This window comes from Georgenia sp. X1117, assembly GCF_057784635.1.
The window spans coordinates 1,301,701-1,317,374 of record NZ_CM173492.1; the positions used below are offsets into that span (position 1 = coordinate 1,301,701).

Sequence of the window (15,674 nt, forward strand, 5' to 3'; positions counted from 1 at the left end):
CCGAGGGTCAGCTCGCCTCGGCGGCGCCGCCCGGCGTCCACTCCCAGAAGTTCCAGAAGATCGTGGGCGACATGGTGATCGCCTGCACGTCCGCGACGGTCTCGCTGTTCCACGCCGTCAGACCCGGGTGCTGGTAGAGCACCAGACCGAAGGCGTCCTCGAGGAGCAGCGCCTCCATCTCACCGACGAGCGCGGCCTGCTCCTCCTCGTCCGGGGTCAGCGCGATCTGGTCCCAGAGCGCGTCGACCTCCTCGTTCGAGTAGCCGTAGAAGTTGTTGATCCCGCCGGTGTAGTAGCTCGCCTGCGAGTTCGTCGCACCGGTGGAGGTGGACTGCCAGCCGAACAGCGCCGCGTCGTAGACGGTCGTGTCGGACAGGAGCGAGCCCCAGTCCGTCGAGCCGGCGTCGACGAGCGTGAACAGGCCCGACTCCTCGAAGGCGGAGGCCAGCAGCTGGAAGGTGTTCGACCGGCGGGTGTTCGCCGTGTCGTACATGAAGCGGACCTCGACGGGCGTCTCGACGCCCGCGTCGTTGAGGAGCTGCTCGGCGGCCTCGACGTCCGGCTCGTCGAAGTCGCTCATCCCGCTGGCCTCGACGACCTGGTCGTAGGTCGGCGCGCCGGGGACGATCGTGTAGCTGTTGCGGATCTCGGCCTCGGGGTTGAGCGGGGCGACAAGCTGGTCGAGGATGTCCTGACGGGGGATCACCCGCATGAACGCCTCACGGACGTCGCGCGCGGTCTCCGCGTCGCCCCCGTACGTGGCCGGGTCGAACGGGCCGTCGTTGTTCTGGGCCATGTCGATGTGCTCGAACGTGGCCGTGTCCTCCTGGGTGAAGGTGTACGGCTCGCCCAGGCCCTCGACGCGCGTGAGCAGGTCGGAGGTCGGCTGCGGGGAGACCACGGAGATCTCCTGGTTCTCCATGGCGTCCACGAGGGCGTTCGGGTCGCCGTTGAAGCGCACCGTCAGCGTCTCGTAGGGCGCGGGGTGCGCGCCGGAGTACTCCGGGTTCGCGGTGAGGGTGACGTACTCCTCGCCGCTGAGCTCGGACAGGACGTAGGGGCCGTTGGAGAGGTAGAGCGACTCGTCCTCCGGCAGCGCACCGTCGAACTGGAAGCCCTCGTTCCAGAAGGTCGAGACCGGGGCGAGCACCGCGGGGTCGTTGTTCTGGATGGCCTCCACCAGGGTGTCGACGGCCTCCTGCGGGTCGTCGATGTCCAGGGCGTGCATGGCCACGACGTGCGCCGGGACGAAGCCCGAGGCAAGCTGGAACTCCCAGTCGGCGAACGGCTCGCTGAGCGTGGCGGTCAGGGTGGTGCCGTCCTCGGAGATCTCCGGGGTGGGCTGGAAGTAGGCGACCGTCGGCGAGGTGCCGTTGAAGAAGACGCCCTCCTCGAGCTCCTCCTCGTTGGTGACCTCACCCTCCTCGTCGGTCTCCTCCTCGACGGTGTTGACGTGGCCGGAGGTGGCGGCCCACTGGAGCAGCACGTCGGCCGCGCTGACCGGGACACCGTCGGACCAGGTGACGCCGTCGGCGATGGTGTACTCGACGACGAAGGGGTCCTCGGAGACGACCTCCATGGTGCCGAAGTCCTCGTTGCGCTCGAACTCGAGGTCCGCGTTGAAGAACGCGAAGCGGTCGTTCATCAGGTACTCGATGTTGGCGTTCGCCGTGGCGTTGCCGGTGACCGTGTTGGTGTTGTACTCGTAGTACGCCTGGTTCCAGCCCACGCTGAGCTGGGTCGAGTCGTCGAGACCCTCGGCGTCGCCGCCGCCCGCGTCCGGGTCGTCCGGGTTGTCGGGGTCGTCCTCGCCCCCGCCGGCCCCGTCGGTCGACGTGGTGTCGCCGTCGTCGCCGCCGTCGTCGCTGTCGGACCCTCCGCAGGCCGCGAGTACCAGGGCCGTCGCCGCGGTGACCGCGACGAGCCCGGTGATGCGCCGGTTCTTCACAAGTTCCTCCTCAGGGTGGTGACCGCGTCCACGGGGGTGGAAGGGGCCAGCCGTCTGTCCGCGCGGACGGGTCGTTGTCCGGCGCGGTTGAGGCGAACTGTAACCACGTCTCGCACGTGGCGCGTCAACCTCGCGAAGGACCGGAGCGCATTCGTTACCTCATCGTGACTGCCGTGACGTGCGCGAACGCGGGCCGACACATGCCCGACACGGACGGGCCGGATCGGGGCGCGCCCGGCAAGGGCCACGCGCCGCGGCTCAGGACAGGAGGCGGACCTGGAAGGGGTAGTGGAAGTACTCGCCGCGCGAGGCGACGATCGCGCCGCGGATCGAGCACCACAGCTGGGCGACGAAGGCCACGACCCACAGCACGATCGCCACCGGGATGAGGATGATGGTGAAGAAGCAGATCCAGGCGACGATGCCGAGGATCGTGATGCCGATGGCGAAGTTGAAGGCGCCCGCCGAGGCGCCGCGCACCAGCGGCCCGCGCTCCCGGAACGCGAGCCACACCACGAGCGGGCCGAGGAAGGTCAGCCAGCCGACGGAGAGCAGGATCCCGGCCAGCGCGGACAGGTGCGCGAGGATCGCCAGCGTCCGCTCGTCGGAGGACGGACCGCCCGAGCTCTCGTCACGACCCGGGCCCTGCGTGGCGTAGGGGTTGTCGTAGGACATCGAGGTCTCCTGGTCGTCTGGTCGTCTGCTGGTCGATCGGGCGCTACCCGAGCGTAGCGACGTCGGACGGGGGTCGCGACGGCGGATCGGCGCCCGGGACGCCGCCTCCGTCCCGGTGGCACGAACCACCGTCGGCCACCGCCTACGCTGGCCCGGCGACCTGGCAGCGCAGGTCACCGAGGCGAGCGGACGGAGGCGGAGGTGCCCGACGGCGTCGTGCTCGCCTTCCTGCTCACCCTCGGCGCCGGTCTGGCCACCGCTGTCGGCGCGCTGCTCGTGCTCTCCCGCAGGGCGGTGTCCGACCGCTTCCTCTCCGGCGCGCTGGGGTTCTCCGCCGGGGTGATGATCTACGTGTCCTTCGTCGAGATCTTCCCCGAGGCGATGCGGCAGATAGGCGAGCAGCTCGGCGAGCGACCCGCCGCGTGGACGACGGCGGCCGCCTTCTTCGGGGGCATCGCCCTCATCGCCCTCATCGACCGCTTCGTCCCGGGGGCCGCGAACCCCCACGAGGTGCCGCCCGCGGAGCCCTCGGTCGCCGAGCGCGAGGCCCAGGCGCTGTTGCGCATGGGCACCTTCACGGCGGTGGCGATCGGCCTGCACAACTTCCCCGAGGGCTTCGCCACCTTCATCACCGCGCTCGAGCAGCCCGAGATCGGCATCCCCATCGCCGTGGCGATCGCCATCCACAACGTGCCCGAGGGCATCGCTGTGACGGTGCCGATCCTGCGGGCGACGGGCTCACGCGGCACGGCCCTGCGCTGGGCGCTGCTCGCGGGACTGGCCGAGCCCGCCGGCGCCGTCATCGGCTACCTCGTGCTCGCCCCGTTTATCACCCCGGTGGTGATGGGCGTGGCGCTGGCCGCCGTCGCCGGGGTGATGGTGTTCATCTCGCTGGACGAGCTGCTCCCCACGGCCGAGGCCTACGGGCACCACCACTGGTCGGTCTACGGCCTGCTGGCGGGCATGGCCGTGATGGCCGTCAGCCTGCTCGTCGTGGTCTGAGAGGGGCGGGGTTCAGCTGTCGAGGAAGGCGGTGTCGACGTCGATGACCGGGCGGCCGTCGGCGTCGCGCGCGACCCACGGGACGATGAGCGCGTGCAGGTACTCGAGCAGGTCGTAGCCCTGCGGCTCCTGCCCGTCGAGCATCCGCAGGATCTCGATGTAGCCGTGCACGCCGGCCCACAGGTAGGTGCTGACCAGGACCGGGTCGCCCTCGGCGAGGACGCCCTCGTCCATGAGTCGGCCGACGGTGCGGACGATCGGCGCGCCGTCCTCGGAGGCGCCGTGCTCGATGTGCGGCGCCCACGGCGGCGGCACGCTGCGGGTGCGCCGTTGGTCGGTGAGGATGACGTACATCGTGGGGAACTCCTGCGCCCAGGTGACGTACGCCTTGCCGATCCGGTAGAGGTCGAGCAGATCCTTGCCATCGCCGGCGGCCTCACGGTGCGTCTCGACGAAGGACTGGTCGGCCTTGGCCACGACCTCGGCGACCAGCGAGCCCCGGCTGCCGAAGAAGGTGTAGATCGCGTTCGTGGTGGTCCCGGCCCGCATCGCCACGTCGCGCACCGACAGCGACTGGACACCGTGGTCGGCGATGACCTGGGCCGCCTCGTCGATCAGGCGGTCCCTCAGCGAGTCGTCGTACGTGCGCTGTCTAGGCATGCCACACACTGTAAGTTAATGCGGCACCACGGGTGTACTTCCCGCGCGGCGTGCCGCACCGGATCGGCACCGTCCCGCCCTTGAGCGACGGCGGTTGTGCCGAGATCGACATTCGCCCGGGACCGGTCCGGTGCGAGACGGTCACTCCTGCATGAGTATCCATGGTCGGGCCGGTCAGCCGGCCGGCAGCTCGTCGTGCGGGGCGGGCGCGTGCAGCGCGGCGAGCGCCTCCTCCTCGCCGTCGGCGTTGACGTGGGCGAGCTCGGTCCAACGGATCGCCACCCCGGGCTCGGCCACGGTCGCCAGCCGGTGGACCCAGGCCGCGAAGCGGGCGATCTCGTCGAAGGCGCTCTCCCCGCGTGCCCGCAGCAGGACCTCGACGTACTCCCCCGCCCGCCGGGGCCGCGGGACGACGCAGCCGCCCTCGTAGGCGACCGGCGCGTCCTCGCTGCGCCGCTCGAGGTTCGAGGACCACCACCCCTCGATCGCCGCCCACACGTCGTCGCCGTCGGTGGGTGAGGTCAGGTCGGCGCGCAGGGTCACCACCGACCCCTCGTCCCACGGCTCCGGCCCCGCCTGCGCCCAGTCGTAGTTGACGATGTACATCTCGGCATCGGTCATGCGCCCAGCCTGCCAGGAGGACCTCAGGCGGCTCCGTCACCGCGTAGCGGACGGCATCACACTGGCATTTTTCCGCGGTTCGTGGGAGAATATGCGCTGCAGGTCCGTGAGTTACGGACGGTTCGCCGAGCCGTTCGGACTCATGTCCTCACGCGCCGGGAGTGCTCCGCCGTCGTCTGGACGACCGCCGCGCGAGCGGGCGGCCGGATCGACCGTCACGCCACGAGGAGAGCCATGCCCGTCGTCCCAGGCCAGACCGTCGTCCACCCGCACCACGGACCGAGCACCGTCGCCTCGGTCTTCACCCGCCCGGTCAAGGGCCGGAAGGTGCAGTACGCGCGGCTCGAGGTGCAGGGGCAGGACCTCTCGGTGGCCATCCCGGTCGACCGGCTCGAGGAGGTCGGCGTGCGTGACGTGATGGATGCCGACCGCGTCCGCGCCGTCTTCGAGGTCCTGGCCGCCGACTCAGCCCCCTTCGAGAAGGTGTGGTCGCGCCGGATCAAGGCCGCCCAGGACCGGGTCGCCACCGGCGAGGCGATCCAGGTCGCCGCCGTCGTGCGCGACCTCCGCCGTCGTGAGGACGAGCCGGGCATCTCCTTCGGCGAGCGCACGCTCATGCGCGACGCCCGCACGCCCCTGGTCGCCGAGCTCGCCATCGGGCTGCAGGTCGACGAGGAGGCGGCCGACGAGGCCGTCGACCGCGCGATCCTCGAGCGCGCCCTGCCGGAGATCCCCGACGACGCCGCGCGGCTCGCCTCCGCCAGCTGAGCCGCCTCCCGCACGTCCGACGGCGCCCGGTCCCCTCGCGGGACCGGGCGCCGTCGTCGTCGTGGGTCGCGGCCGTGCCGGATCAGCTCTCGGCGAGGGCCTTGAGCCGCTCGATCGAGGCGAGGAGGTTCTCGCTGGTCGTCGCGCGGGCGCGGGCGTGGCGGCGCTCGTCGTGCAGCGCGGTCCAGTCGTAGGTGTGGGTGACCCGGGTGCGGCCCTCCCCCAGCGGCTCGAGCTCCCAGCGCCACACGTGCCCGGCCGGGTCCTCCCCCACGGCGCCCGGCATCCAGGCCACGAGGCGGTCCTGCTCGAACTCGCTGACGGTGTTGGCGCGGGTCTTTCCGCTGGTGTTGAGCATCTCGAAGACCTCCCCGACGGCGGAGATCGGCGTCGACGAGGTCGAGCGGACGAGATTGTCGTTGCCGTCCCAGCGCGGCTGGTTGGCGGGCACGGCGATGAGCGCGAAGATCTCGGACGCGGGCGCCGCGATCTCCGCGCTCGCGCTGACGATGCGGGACTCCGCGGCGGGCATGGGGTCGGTGCTCATGCGGTCATCCAACCACCCGGGTGCCGCCGATCACACCCCTGGTCGCCCGGGGGTGCCTGGGCGGGGGTGCGGGCGGACCGGCCGCGAGGGCGCGGGCAGGGCGGACGCGGACCGGTCGGGTGTGGACCGGCTCGCGCGTGGACCGAGCATGGATCCGGCACGGCACACTGGTCGCATGCGACGCCACCTCGTCTGGGACATGGGCGGCACCCTGGTCGACACCTACCCCGCGCTCGACGCCGCCCTGCGCGCGGTGGTCCTCGCACGCGGCGGCGTGATCGAGGAACGCGAGGTCGCCGCGCTCACCCGGCTCTCGACCGGACGGGCGATCGCCACGCTCGCCGCACGCTTCGGCGTCGAGCCCGCCGAGCTGGAGGCCGCGCACGACGCGCTCAAGGCACGCTGGGCCACGAGCCCGCCACCGCTCATGGCCGGTGCGCAGGAGGCGATGGCCGCCGCCCGCGAGCGCGGCGGGCTCAACCTCGTGGTCACCCACCGCGACCGCGCCAGCGCGACGACGCTGCTGGACGGGCTGGGGCTCACGGTCGACGACATGGTCTGTGCCCCCGACGGGCACCCCCGCAAGCCGGACCCCACGATGTACGTCGACCTGCTCGAGCGCCACGGGCTCGACGCCGCGGATTGCCTCGCCGTCGGGGACCGACCGATCGACGCCGAGGCCGCCGCGGGGGCCGGCATCGACAGTGCCCTGCTGGTCACCCCCGGGCTGGAGATCCCCACCGGGGCGGCGCGCTGGCGCATCGGCTCCCTGCAGGAGATCCCGCCCCTCCTCGCCTCCACCGACGACGCGTAGGCGCCCCCGCTCCCGACGGCGGCGGCAGCACTCACCCGCCGGGCGCCACCGACCCGGCGCGAGCGAGACGTCGTCGCAGCCCGAGGTACGCGGCCACCGCGAGCGCGGCGCCGACGACGAGGACGATCCCCATCGGGACGGCGTCGTGCTCCCCGCCCACCCCCACGACCGGTGACACGAGACCGGCGAGGAGGAACTGGCCGGCGCCCATGATCGCCGAGCCCGTCCCGGCCGACCTGTCCAGCGCCTGCATCGCCAGCGCGGACGAGTTGCCCATGAACAGCCCCACGGAGAACGCGACGACGAACATCGCCACGAGCGTGGGGACGAGGGTCGGTCCACGCAGCGCGAGGACGAGGAGGGTGAGCGCGCCCGCCGAGAGCAGCGCGAGCCCGACGCCGAGGACGCGCATGATCGGCAGCCGGTCGGCGAGCCGGATCGCGATCGAGCCGGAGATCATGATGCCCACCGAGTTGACGCCGAAGACGACGGCGAACTCCAGTTCGCCCAGGCCCAGGATGTTCTGCAGCACGAACGGCGAGGCGGAGATGTAGGCGAAGAACGCCGCGAAGCCGGCCACGAACACTCCCGTGGCCAGCAGGTACGTGCGGTTGCGCAGCACCTCGCCGGCCGCCGAGACCAGCATGCGCAGACCACCACCGTGGCGGCCCTCCGCGGGCAGGGACTCGGGCACGACGGCGACGACGCCAATCACCATGACGACGACGAGCGCGCAGACCAGCCAGAAGATCGTCCGCCAGTCGCCGACCGTGAGGATCGCGCCGCCCACCGTCGGCGCGATCGCGGGCATGAGTCCGCCGAGGACCATCATCAGGCTCATGAGCTGGGCCGTGCGCGGCCCGCGGGTGAGGTCGGTGATCACCGCCCGTGAGAGCACGACGCCGGCCGCGCCGCTGAATCCCTGGACGAAACGCATGACGACGAGCACCGTCACGTCCGGCGCGAGCGCGCACGCGATGCTCGAGGCCAGGCACACGAGGGTGCCGACCAGGAGCGGGCCACGACGACCGAGGGCGTCGGACAGCGGCCCGATGACGAGCTGGCCGATCGCGAGGCCCACCATGAAGGTGGTGAGGGTGAGCTGGACGCCTGCCGCGGAGGTGCCCAGGTCCTGCTGCATCACGGGGAAGGCCGGCAGGTACATGTCGGTCGCCAGCGGCGAGACCGCCGTGAGCAGGGCGAGGGTGACGACCAGGAGGGTGCTGGGTCCGGCGGCGCCGTGGGCGTCGCGCGCAGGGGTGTCGGGCACGCGGTTCCTTGCTACGAGTGAGGCACGGACCAGTGTCCCACCGCCCCGCTCGCCCCCCCTCCTGGCGAGTGAGCAGAAAAGTGCCGCACGAGTGAGCGCCCGCCGGTCCGTGCGGACCGGCGGGCGCTCATTGGTGGAGCAGAAAACTGCTCGCTCGCCACATAGGCGATTGGTCAGCGGCGGATGCCGAGGGTGTCGGTGCCGTCGCCGTTCCAGTCGCCGACGAAGACCTCGTCCGTCGCACGGCCGTAGCGCTGCTCGATCTCCGCGACCGTGGAGGTGAGCGAGTTGGAGACCAGGTAGAGGTTCCCGCGACGCACCGCGAAGGTGTCAGTCCCGTCGCCGTCCCAGTCGCCGACCACGACGTCGTCCGAGGCCCGGCCGTAGCCCAGCTCCGCATCCGCGTTGCCACCGGTCAGCGAGTTCGCGATGAAGTAGCGGTTGCCACGGCGCACGGTGAAGGAGTCCGCGCCGTCGCCGTCGTAGTCGCCGACCAGGACGACGTCGGAGTCGCGCCCGTAGTTCAGCTCGATCTCCGCGTTGCCACCCTCGTGGGTGTTGGTGAGGAAGTAGGCGTTCCCACGGCGCACGGCGAAGGTGTCGACGCCGTCCCCGTCCCAGTCACCCACGAGCACGGTGTCTCCTGCGCGCCCGAAGCCGAGCTCGACGTCCGCATTGCCGCCCACGAGGGTGTTGTTGAGGAAGTACCGGTTCCCCCGACGCACCGCGAGGGTGTCCGAACCGTCGCCGTCCCAGTCACCCACGAGGACCTCGTCACCGGAGCGGCCGTACGCGAACACGTGGTCCGCCGTCGCGTCCCACCCGTCGTTGAGGAAGAACCCACGACCCGGCGCCGGCACCTCGGGCTCCGGCTCCGGCTCCGGCTCGGGCTCGGGCTCCGGGTCCGGACCCGGCTCCTCCCCGCCGTCGGCCACGGTGGTGAACGTCGAGACCGGCGAGACCGCCCGGCCACCCGTGGCGTTCTCCGCCACGACGTACCAGCCGTAGGTCGTGCCCGGCTCGAGGCCGGCCCACTCCGCGGACGCGGTCCCGCCCGAGGGGACGGTGTCGGTGCCGATCTCGTCACCGGTGGAGGACGTGACGAGCACGGAGTCCGTCGAGATCGACGTGGTGCGCGTGCTCAGGTCGACCGGGACCGTGAAGTCGTCCTCGGTGCCGTCGTAGCTCCGGTTGGTGGCGGAGTCGAACTCGTGGGCGCCGAAGTTGTCCAGGCGCGGGGAGTAGGTGTCCACCGTCATCTCGGAGCGCTCGACGTCGAACTGCAGCAGGCGGAAGAAGCCCGCGGTCTTCTCGTCGTCGACGAGGTACTCCTGGTAGTCGGCGAGCAGCTCGACGACGTGGTGGCCGGGCTCGGCGACGTCGTGGCGGACGTTGGTCCCCACGCCGTGCACGTGGCCCGAGAGCACGAGGAAGATGTTGGGGTTCTGCGAGACGACCTCGTCGAAGATCGACTGCCCCCAGTACGCCGTGTAGGTCGCGCCGCGGGCGTCGGGCGCGGTGGAGGCGTTGATGTACTCGTGCGAGGCGAGGATCGCGTTGCGGTCCGGGTACTGCGCGAGCACCTCGTTGGCCCAGGCCAGCTCCTCGGCGGTGGCCATGTAGCCCAGGTAGACGACGACGAAGTCCAGGCCGCCCTCGGTGAAGAGGTCGTAGTGGTTCTGGTTGTCGCCCTCGCGCCACGGCCCGCCGTACTCGGCGTTCTCCCAGGTCTCGGACAGCGCCTCGTAGCGCTCGGGTCCGAAGTACTCGTTGTAGAGGCTGTTGTCGTTGCCGTACTTGTTGTCGTGGTTGCCCGGCAGCACGCCGTTGGGGATGCCGGCGTCGTCGAGGATGGCCTGCGCCTCGTCGGCGACGTCGTACTGGGCGCGGGCGTGCGCGACGAACTCGGGGTCGTCGGTCACGACGGTGTCGTCGTTGACGAGGTCGCCGGTGTGCAGGGCGTAGGCGATGCTGCGCTCCTCGGCGTTGTCCGCGATCCACCGGGTCGTATCGAGGTAGGCGTCGCGGAAGCGCTCGGCGGCCGCGCCCTCCTGATCGACCGCACCCTCGGAGAGGTACTGGGTGTCGGTGTTGTGCGCGATGGCGAAGTCGTAGGTCTCCGGGTCACGGAAGGAGTCCGCGACCGGGTCCTCGACGTCGTCGGCGAAGGGGTCGTAGCCCTCGACGAGGAGGTGGACGGTGTCGCCGTCGATGTGGCGGGCGCCCGCGACGCCGCCGAGCTCGGTCGGGGCGTCGGAGCTGCCGCGCGCGTCCTCGAGGAGCTCCCAGACCAGGGAGTCGGCGTCCCAGACGTAGAGCCGGGCGCCGCGGGCGGGGTCGACCTGGCCGGACCAGGACACGACCTGCTCGCCGGCGGCGGCGTCGACCGGGACGTCGAAGCGCTGGAAGGTGATGCCGTCGGCGGCCGGGCTCAGCAGCACGGCGTCGTCCCCGGGGGCCAGCGCCGAGGGGTCGGCCTCCTGCTGCCCGGTGAAGTCGAGCTGGCTCAGCGGCAGCTCGTCGGCGGTGCCCTGCCAGGCGGCGGTCGGCAGCTCCGGCTGCGCGACGTGGAAGGTGACGTCGACGTCCCCGTCGTGGGGCTCGGCGACGGTCGCGGCCAGCGGGGCCTCGAGGCCGATGCCGGTCGAGCCGCTGCTCGGGGCGAGGTCGGTGATCTCCGGCGTGTTGGGGGCGGAGGTGAACTCGACGACGTGGCGCGAGGTGTTGCCCAGCGCGTCGGTCGACTCCACGACGAGCTCGTGCGCGCCCGCGGAGAGGTCGTCCGCGGAGATGCTCGTCCCGGCGGCCACGGGCGTGCCGTCGAGGATGAGCGTCGGGCCGGAGGCGACGCCGGCGTCGTCGGCGACCTCGGCCGCGACGGCGATCTCGCCGAGCAGGTGGTCCCCGTCGGCGGGCACGGAGGAGGTCAGCGCGGGGCCGGTGTTGTCGACGACGACGGTGCGCTCGGTGCTCGCCCCCTCCTCGGTGACCGCCGCGACGGTGTGCTCGCCGTCGGGCAGGTCCGTGGTGTCGAGCTCGAGGAGCAGGCCGGAGTGCTCGCCCGGCTCGGCGTCGACGGTGAACTCGGTGGTGAGGAAGCGCGGCTTGTCGCTCGAGCCGCAGTTGCCGTCGCCGATGTTGTACAGGCCGTCCGCGCCGGGGGCGGGACCCGTCGTCGGGTTGGCGGGGTTGGAGACCAGCTCGCCACCGGGCAGCTGCAGGCGGAAGTTGCCGATGACGACGTCGTCGTGGTTGATGCCACAGGTCGAGGCGCGGGTGCCCGTGTGGAACTCGATGACGTTGTGACCGAGGGTCAGCACGTCGGCGGGCAGGTTGATCGGGTGGTCGTTGACGTTCGCGATCTGTTCGAGGATGCCGACCCGCTCGCCGTTGACCATGAGGTAGTTGCTGTAGGCGATCTCGACGGCGGCGGTCACGTCGAGCACGAAGGCCGCGTCCGTGGGCGCGAGCGCCTCGGAGCCGAGGGTGACGCGCGCGTCCGCGGAGGCCTCGCCGTCGACGAGGAGCTCGGTCGGGTTCTGCCCAGCGACCGAGGGGGTCGAGATGACGGTGTGCCGGCCGTTGACGCGCTCGCCGTCGTCGAGGTTGAGGGTGGGCTCGCCGGCCTCGACCTGTCCGGGGTCGGGCACGACGGGGCCGTAGTTCGGCATCGCCGCGCCGGGGGTGGCGGGCGCCGTGGGGCGCCGACCGTCGTCGGTCGTGTCGTCGGGGACCGCGGCGGCCGGCAGCGTCGCTGCCACCACGGTCAGGGCTGCGGCCGAGGCGAGGAGCCCCGTCAGTCGCGTTCTGCGCATCGTCGTTCCACTCCGGGTGAGGAAGGGTGCCGCACGGGCGGCCGGGGAGGGCCACGGGGGTGGCCGGTCACGTGGGGCCGTGACCGGGAAGAGTTTCGTCCATAACCATGAACCGAAGGTGAGGTCGCGGGGTGCTCCAGGTGAACGGCCCCGCCGAGGCGCGGTGGCGGGCGCCGGATGCGAGCGGGGAGGACGTTGCTCACTCGCCGAGCAGAAAGGTGCTCACTCGTCACGAGCGGGGCGGAAGGGCTTGCGGTTGACGCGGCGTCAACCGGCAACGTGGTTCCCGCACCGAACGAGACACACGGAAGGAGCGGTCATGGCGAACCAGGAATGGTCGATGCAGGAGATCGTCCGGCTCACGAGCACGACGAGTCGGACGCTGCGGCACTACCAGGCGATCGGCCTGCTCGAACCGTCGCGCACCGGCGACGGCGGTGTGCGGTTCTACGACCGGACGGGCCTGCTGCGGCTGCAGCAGATCCTCGTCCTCCGTGAGCTCGGGCTGGGCCTGCCCCAGATCGGCGAGGTCCTCGACGAGGACGTCCCGGTCACCGAGGCGCTGCGGTCGTACGCCGAGCGCCTCGACCTCGAGCGCGAGCGGCTCGGCGCCGTCGCCGCATCGGTGCGGACCACCATCACCATGATCGAGAAGGGAGGAGAGCTCGTGGCACGCGACATGTTCGACGGGTTCGACCACACGCAGTACGAGGACGAGGTCAAGGAGCGGTGGGGCGAGCAGGCCTACGCCGACTCCGACGCCTGGTGGCGGTCGCTGAGCGACGCCGAGAAGGCGTCCTTCAGGCGCGAGATCCAGGACGTCGCCGAGGGCTTCGGCGCCGCGTCCGCGCGCGGTCTCGACGTCCGCAGCGACGAGGTCCAGGCACTGGCCCGGCGCCAGTACGACTGGGTCGGCGCCGGCTGGGGCGGCAAGCCCCTGAGCCGCGAGGTGTTCGTCGGCCTCGGCCAGATGTACGTCGACGACCCGCGCTTCGGCGCGACATACTCGGACGAGGGCCGCAGCTACGCGGCCTACGTCCGCGACGCGATGACGGTCTACGCCGAGGAGAACCTCAGCTGATGACGGTGCCCGGCGCCGGGTGTGCCACCCTCGGGTGGAGCACCCGGCGCCGGGTCCGTCGCACCCCGGGGCTCTCGGGCAGGAGGAGGTTGCCGTGACCACGGTTCGCGTCATCGTCGCCGGCCGCGTCCAGGGGGTCGGCTACCGCGCGTCCTGCCGGGAGGCCGCGCGCGCGAGAGCGGTGTCCGGCTGGGTCCGCAACCGGTCCGACGGCACCGTCGAGGCGCTCCTGCACGGCGCGCCGGAGGACGTCGAGCAGATGGTGGCGTGGTGCCGACGCGGGCCCGCCTGGGCGCAGGTGGACTCCGTGGACGTCGCGGACCACTCCCCCGCCCCCGACGACGTGCCCGCCAGTTTCGAGATCCGCTGACCAGGGCGTCCCTCGGGTCTGCACTGCTGCCGCCGCCGCGCCTCTGGGCGCCTCCGCCGGTGCGCCACACTGGGTGGCGTGGACGACCTGCACGTACCCCCGGGCCCCGGCGCGTCGCGCGGGATCACCGTCCCGGCGGGCGAGCTCGTCGAACGGTTCTCCCACGCGTCGGGCCCCGGCGGGCAGGGCGTCAACACCGCCGACTCCCGCGTCCAGCTCAGCCTCGACCTGGCCACGACGACGGCGCTCACCGACACCCAGCGCACCCGCGCTCTCGAACGGCTCGCCCCGCGCACGGCGGGGACCGTGCTCACCGTCGACGCCGCCGAGCACCGCTCGCAGCGGCGGAACCGGACCGCCGCGCGGCAGCGTCTCGCGGCGATGCTGCGCGACGCCGTCGTGCCACCGGTGACGCGCCGTCCGACCCGGCCCACGCGCGGCTCCCAGCGCCGGCGGCTCGCCGCCAAGCGGGTGCGCGCGGAGATCAAGCAGAACCGCCGTCGTCCCAGCGAGTGAGGCGGCCGGCGACCAGCTCGCGTCGGTGGGCGAGGTGGGCACGCTCGACGCCGTTGCCGCACCTGGCGATCGCCTCGTCGTAGGCGGCCAGGGCCTCCTGCGCCCGGCCGGAGCGCGCGAGCAGCTCGGCGCGGACGCTCGCGGGCCGGTGGCTGCCCGGAAGGTCGACACCGGCCATCGCGACCAGCCCCGCCTCGGGACCCGACAGCTCGGCCACGGCGACGGCGCGGGCGAGCTCGGCCGCCGGGGACGGGGCGATGCGCAGCAGGTCGTCGAAGTGGTCGACGATCCGGTCCCAGCGCGTGTCCTGCACGGACCCGGCGGTGGCGTGCTCGGCGGCGACGCGCGCCTGGAGGAGGTACGCGGCCGCCGTCGGGGTCAGCTCACGCACGCCCGACAGGTCGGCCAGGAGGGCGCGGGCCTCCTCGATCTCGGCCCGTCGCCAGCGGCTGCGGTCCTGGTCGGCGAGCAGGACAAGCTCGCCGTCGCTGCCGACGCGGGCGTCGCGCCTCGAGTGCTGCAGGAGCACGAGCGCGAGCAGCGCGGTGAGGACGGGCTCGGCGGGGCGCAGGTCGCGTACGACGCGCACGAGCCGCACCGCCTCACCTGCGACGTCGACGCGCAGCAGGTCTGGCCCGCTGCCGGGCGCGTAGCCGGCGGTGAAGGCGAGGTAGGCGATCTGTGCGACCACGTCGAGCCGTCCGGGCAACGCACCGGCGGTCGGCATGGCGAAGGGCAGGCCCGCCTGCACGATCTTCTTCTTCGCCCGGGTGATGCGGGCCGCCATCGTGGGTGTGGGGACCAGGAACAGCCGGGCGACGTCCTCGGTGGGCACGCCCATGACGAGCCGCAGCGCGAGCGCGGCAGCGGGCTCGGGGGCGAGCGCCGGGTGCGTGCACATGAGCACCAGGCGCAGCAGGTCGTCCTGCACGAGGTCGCCGGGGTCGGCGCGCACCGACCCGCGCGTCCCGCTCCGTTCCGCCTCCGTCACCAGGAGCGGTACGCGGCGCTGCCACGTGGCCTCGGCCCGCATCCGGTCGAGGATCCGGCGCCCCGCGACGGTGAGGAGCCACGCTGCCGGGCTGTCCGGGGTTCCGTCCCGCGGCCACGTACGGGCGGCGGCCTCCACGGCATCGCCCAGGGCGTCCTCGACGAGGTGGAGGCGTCGGTGGCGCGCGAGGAGCAGGGCGACGAGCCGGCCCCACTCCTCGCGCACCACGCGCTCGAGCGCACCGTCGGTCACGTGACGGCGACGACCGGACGGATCTCAAGCGAGTACGACGGCGGCAGGAGTGAGACAGCCGCGATCGCGGTGTCGAGGTCGGGCAGCTCGACCTCGTAGTAGCCGCCGATCGTCTCGGCGGTCTCGGCGAACGGCCCGTCGGTGACGATCACCTGTCCGTCGACGTGCCGGACCGTCGTGGCCGTGTCCGTGTCGGCGAGCGCGGCGCTCGCCACCTCCCTGCCGTGCTCGGCGACGTAGGCGGAGAACGCGGCGTGCCCCTCGAAGAACGCGGCCCGCACCTCCTCCGAGGCGGAGCTCCAGTCCGAGGGCTCGTAGGCGATGACGACGACGTAGCGGCGCAC

15 protein-coding genes are annotated in these 15,674 nt (G+C 72.3%); 6 read left to right on the forward strand and 9 right to left on the reverse strand.

The window, feature by feature from the left end; genetic code table 11:
* Positions 1-7: 7 nt before the first annotated feature.
* Complete coding sequence (locus tag AC3D3D_RS05795) at positions 8-1,948, reverse strand: ABC transporter family substrate-binding protein (RefSeq protein WP_463661104.1); 1,941 nt, start codon at positions 1,946-1,948, stop codon at positions 8-10.
* 258 nt (positions 1,949-2,206) lie between these two features.
* Complete coding sequence (locus AC3D3D_RS05800) at positions 2,207-2,623, reverse strand: DUF4870 domain-containing protein (RefSeq protein ID WP_463661103.1); 417 nt, start codon at positions 2,621-2,623, stop codon at positions 2,207-2,209.
* Between the two features lie 201 nt (positions 2,624-2,824).
* On the opposite strand from AC3D3D_RS05800, the gene zupT reads away from it, so the two are divergent.
* Complete coding sequence (zupT, locus tag AC3D3D_RS05805; RefSeq protein WP_463661102.1) at positions 2,825-3,625, forward strand: zinc transporter ZupT; 801 nt, start codon at positions 2,825-2,827, stop codon at positions 3,623-3,625.
* Between the two features lie 12 nt (positions 3,626-3,637).
* On the opposite strand, the gene AC3D3D_RS05810 is transcribed toward zupT, so the two are convergent.
* Positions 3,638-4,285, reverse strand: coding sequence for a TetR/AcrR family transcriptional regulator (locus tag AC3D3D_RS05810; RefSeq protein WP_463661101.1), 648 nt, complete (start codon positions 4,283-4,285; stop codon positions 3,638-3,640).
* Positions 4,286-4,459: 174 nt separating this feature from the next.
* Positions 4,460-4,906, reverse strand: coding sequence for a hypothetical protein (locus AC3D3D_RS05815; RefSeq protein WP_463661100.1), 447 nt, complete (start codon positions 4,904-4,906; stop codon positions 4,460-4,462).
* Positions 4,907-5,140: 234 nt separating this feature from the next.
* On the opposite strand from AC3D3D_RS05815, the gene AC3D3D_RS05820 reads away from it, so the two are divergent.
* Positions 5,141-5,674: a CarD family transcriptional regulator gene (locus AC3D3D_RS05820; protein ID WP_463661099.1), complete on the forward strand. Its 534-nt coding sequence runs from the start codon at positions 5,141-5,143 to the stop codon at positions 5,672-5,674.
* An 82-nt stretch (positions 5,675-5,756) separates the two neighbouring features.
* Here AC3D3D_RS05820 and AC3D3D_RS05825 read toward each other — a convergent pair whose 3' ends face one another.
* Positions 5,757-6,221 (reverse strand): SRPBCC family protein, encoded by a 465-nt coding sequence (locus AC3D3D_RS05825; protein WP_463661098.1) that lies wholly within the window; start codon positions 6,219-6,221, stop codon positions 5,757-5,759.
* A gap of 175 nt (positions 6,222-6,396) precedes the next feature.
* Between AC3D3D_RS05825 and AC3D3D_RS05830 the strand changes: the two genes are divergently transcribed.
* Positions 6,397-7,035: an HAD-IA family hydrolase gene (locus tag AC3D3D_RS05830; RefSeq protein ID WP_463661097.1), complete on the forward strand. Its 639-nt coding sequence runs from the start codon at positions 6,397-6,399 to the stop codon at positions 7,033-7,035.
* 31 nt (positions 7,036-7,066) lie between these two features.
* Here AC3D3D_RS05830 and AC3D3D_RS05835 read toward each other — a convergent pair whose 3' ends face one another.
* On the reverse strand, positions 7,067-8,305 hold the full coding sequence (locus tag AC3D3D_RS05835) for a multidrug effflux MFS transporter (protein WP_463661096.1): 1,239 nt from the start codon (positions 8,303-8,305) through the stop codon (positions 7,067-7,069).
* A 173-nt stretch (positions 8,306-8,478) separates the two neighbouring features.
* Positions 8,479-12,120 (reverse strand): metallophosphoesterase, encoded by a 3,642-nt coding sequence (locus tag AC3D3D_RS05840; RefSeq protein ID WP_463661095.1) that lies wholly within the window; start codon positions 12,118-12,120, stop codon positions 8,479-8,481.
* A gap of 319 nt (positions 12,121-12,439) precedes the next feature.
* Between AC3D3D_RS05840 and AC3D3D_RS05845 the strand changes: the two genes are divergently transcribed.
* The 3 genes from AC3D3D_RS05845 to arfB all read left to right on the forward strand — a co-directional run bounded on the left by AC3D3D_RS05845 (position 12,440) and on the right by arfB (position 14,087).
* Positions 12,440-13,201 (forward strand): MerR family transcriptional regulator, encoded by a 762-nt coding sequence (locus tag AC3D3D_RS05845; RefSeq protein ID WP_463661094.1) that lies wholly within the window; start codon positions 12,440-12,442, stop codon positions 13,199-13,201.
* Positions 13,202-13,295: 94 nt separating this feature from the next.
* Positions 13,296-13,571, forward strand: coding sequence for an acylphosphatase (locus AC3D3D_RS05850; RefSeq protein WP_463661093.1), 276 nt, complete (start codon positions 13,296-13,298; stop codon positions 13,569-13,571).
* 78 nt (positions 13,572-13,649) lie between these two features.
* Positions 13,650-14,087, forward strand: coding sequence for an alternative ribosome rescue aminoacyl-tRNA hydrolase ArfB (arfB, locus tag AC3D3D_RS05855; protein WP_463661092.1), 438 nt, complete (start codon positions 13,650-13,652; stop codon positions 14,085-14,087).
* On the opposite strand, the gene AC3D3D_RS05860 is transcribed toward arfB, so the two are convergent.
* Both AC3D3D_RS05860 and AC3D3D_RS05865 read right to left on the reverse strand, forming a co-directional pair.
* Positions 14,056-15,330: an RNA polymerase sigma factor gene (locus tag AC3D3D_RS05860; RefSeq protein WP_463661091.1), complete on the reverse strand. Its 1,275-nt coding sequence runs from the start codon at positions 15,328-15,330 to the stop codon at positions 14,056-14,058. The genes arfB and AC3D3D_RS05860 overlap by 32 nt on opposite strands.
* Positions 15,327-15,674 (reverse strand): YciI family protein, encoded by a 348-nt coding sequence (locus AC3D3D_RS05865; RefSeq protein ID WP_463661090.1) that lies wholly within the window; start codon positions 15,672-15,674, stop codon positions 15,327-15,329. Before AC3D3D_RS05865 ends, AC3D3D_RS05860 begins: the two co-directional genes overlap by 4 nt.

Coding starts and splice junctions, on each gene's coding strand:
- AC3D3D_RS05845 (WP_463661094.1), top strand. CDS start 12,440: ATGGCGAACCAGGAATGGTCGATGCAGGAGATCGTCCGGCTCACGAGC.
- AC3D3D_RS05810 (WP_463661101.1), bottom strand. CDS start 4,285: ATGCCTAGACAGCGCACGTACGACGACTCGCTGAGGGACCGCCTGATC.
- AC3D3D_RS05830 (WP_463661097.1), top strand. CDS start 6,397: ATGCGACGCCACCTCGTCTGGGACATGGGCGGCACCCTGGTCGACACC.
- AC3D3D_RS05800 (WP_463661103.1), bottom strand. CDS start 2,623: ATGTCCTACGACAACCCCTACGCCACGCAGGGCCCGGGTCGTGACGAG.
- AC3D3D_RS05820 (WP_463661099.1), top strand. CDS start 5,141: ATGCCCGTCGTCCCAGGCCAGACCGTCGTCCACCCGCACCACGGACCG.
- AC3D3D_RS05840 (WP_463661095.1), bottom strand. CDS start 12,120: ATGCGCAGAACGCGACTGACGGGGCTCCTCGCCTCGGCCGCAGCCCTG.
- AC3D3D_RS05815 (WP_463661100.1), bottom strand. CDS start 4,906: ATGACCGATGCCGAGATGTACATCGTCAACTACGACTGGGCGCAGGCG.
- AC3D3D_RS05825 (WP_463661098.1), bottom strand. CDS start 6,221: ATGAGCACCGACCCCATGCCCGCCGCGGAGTCCCGCATCGTCAGCGCG.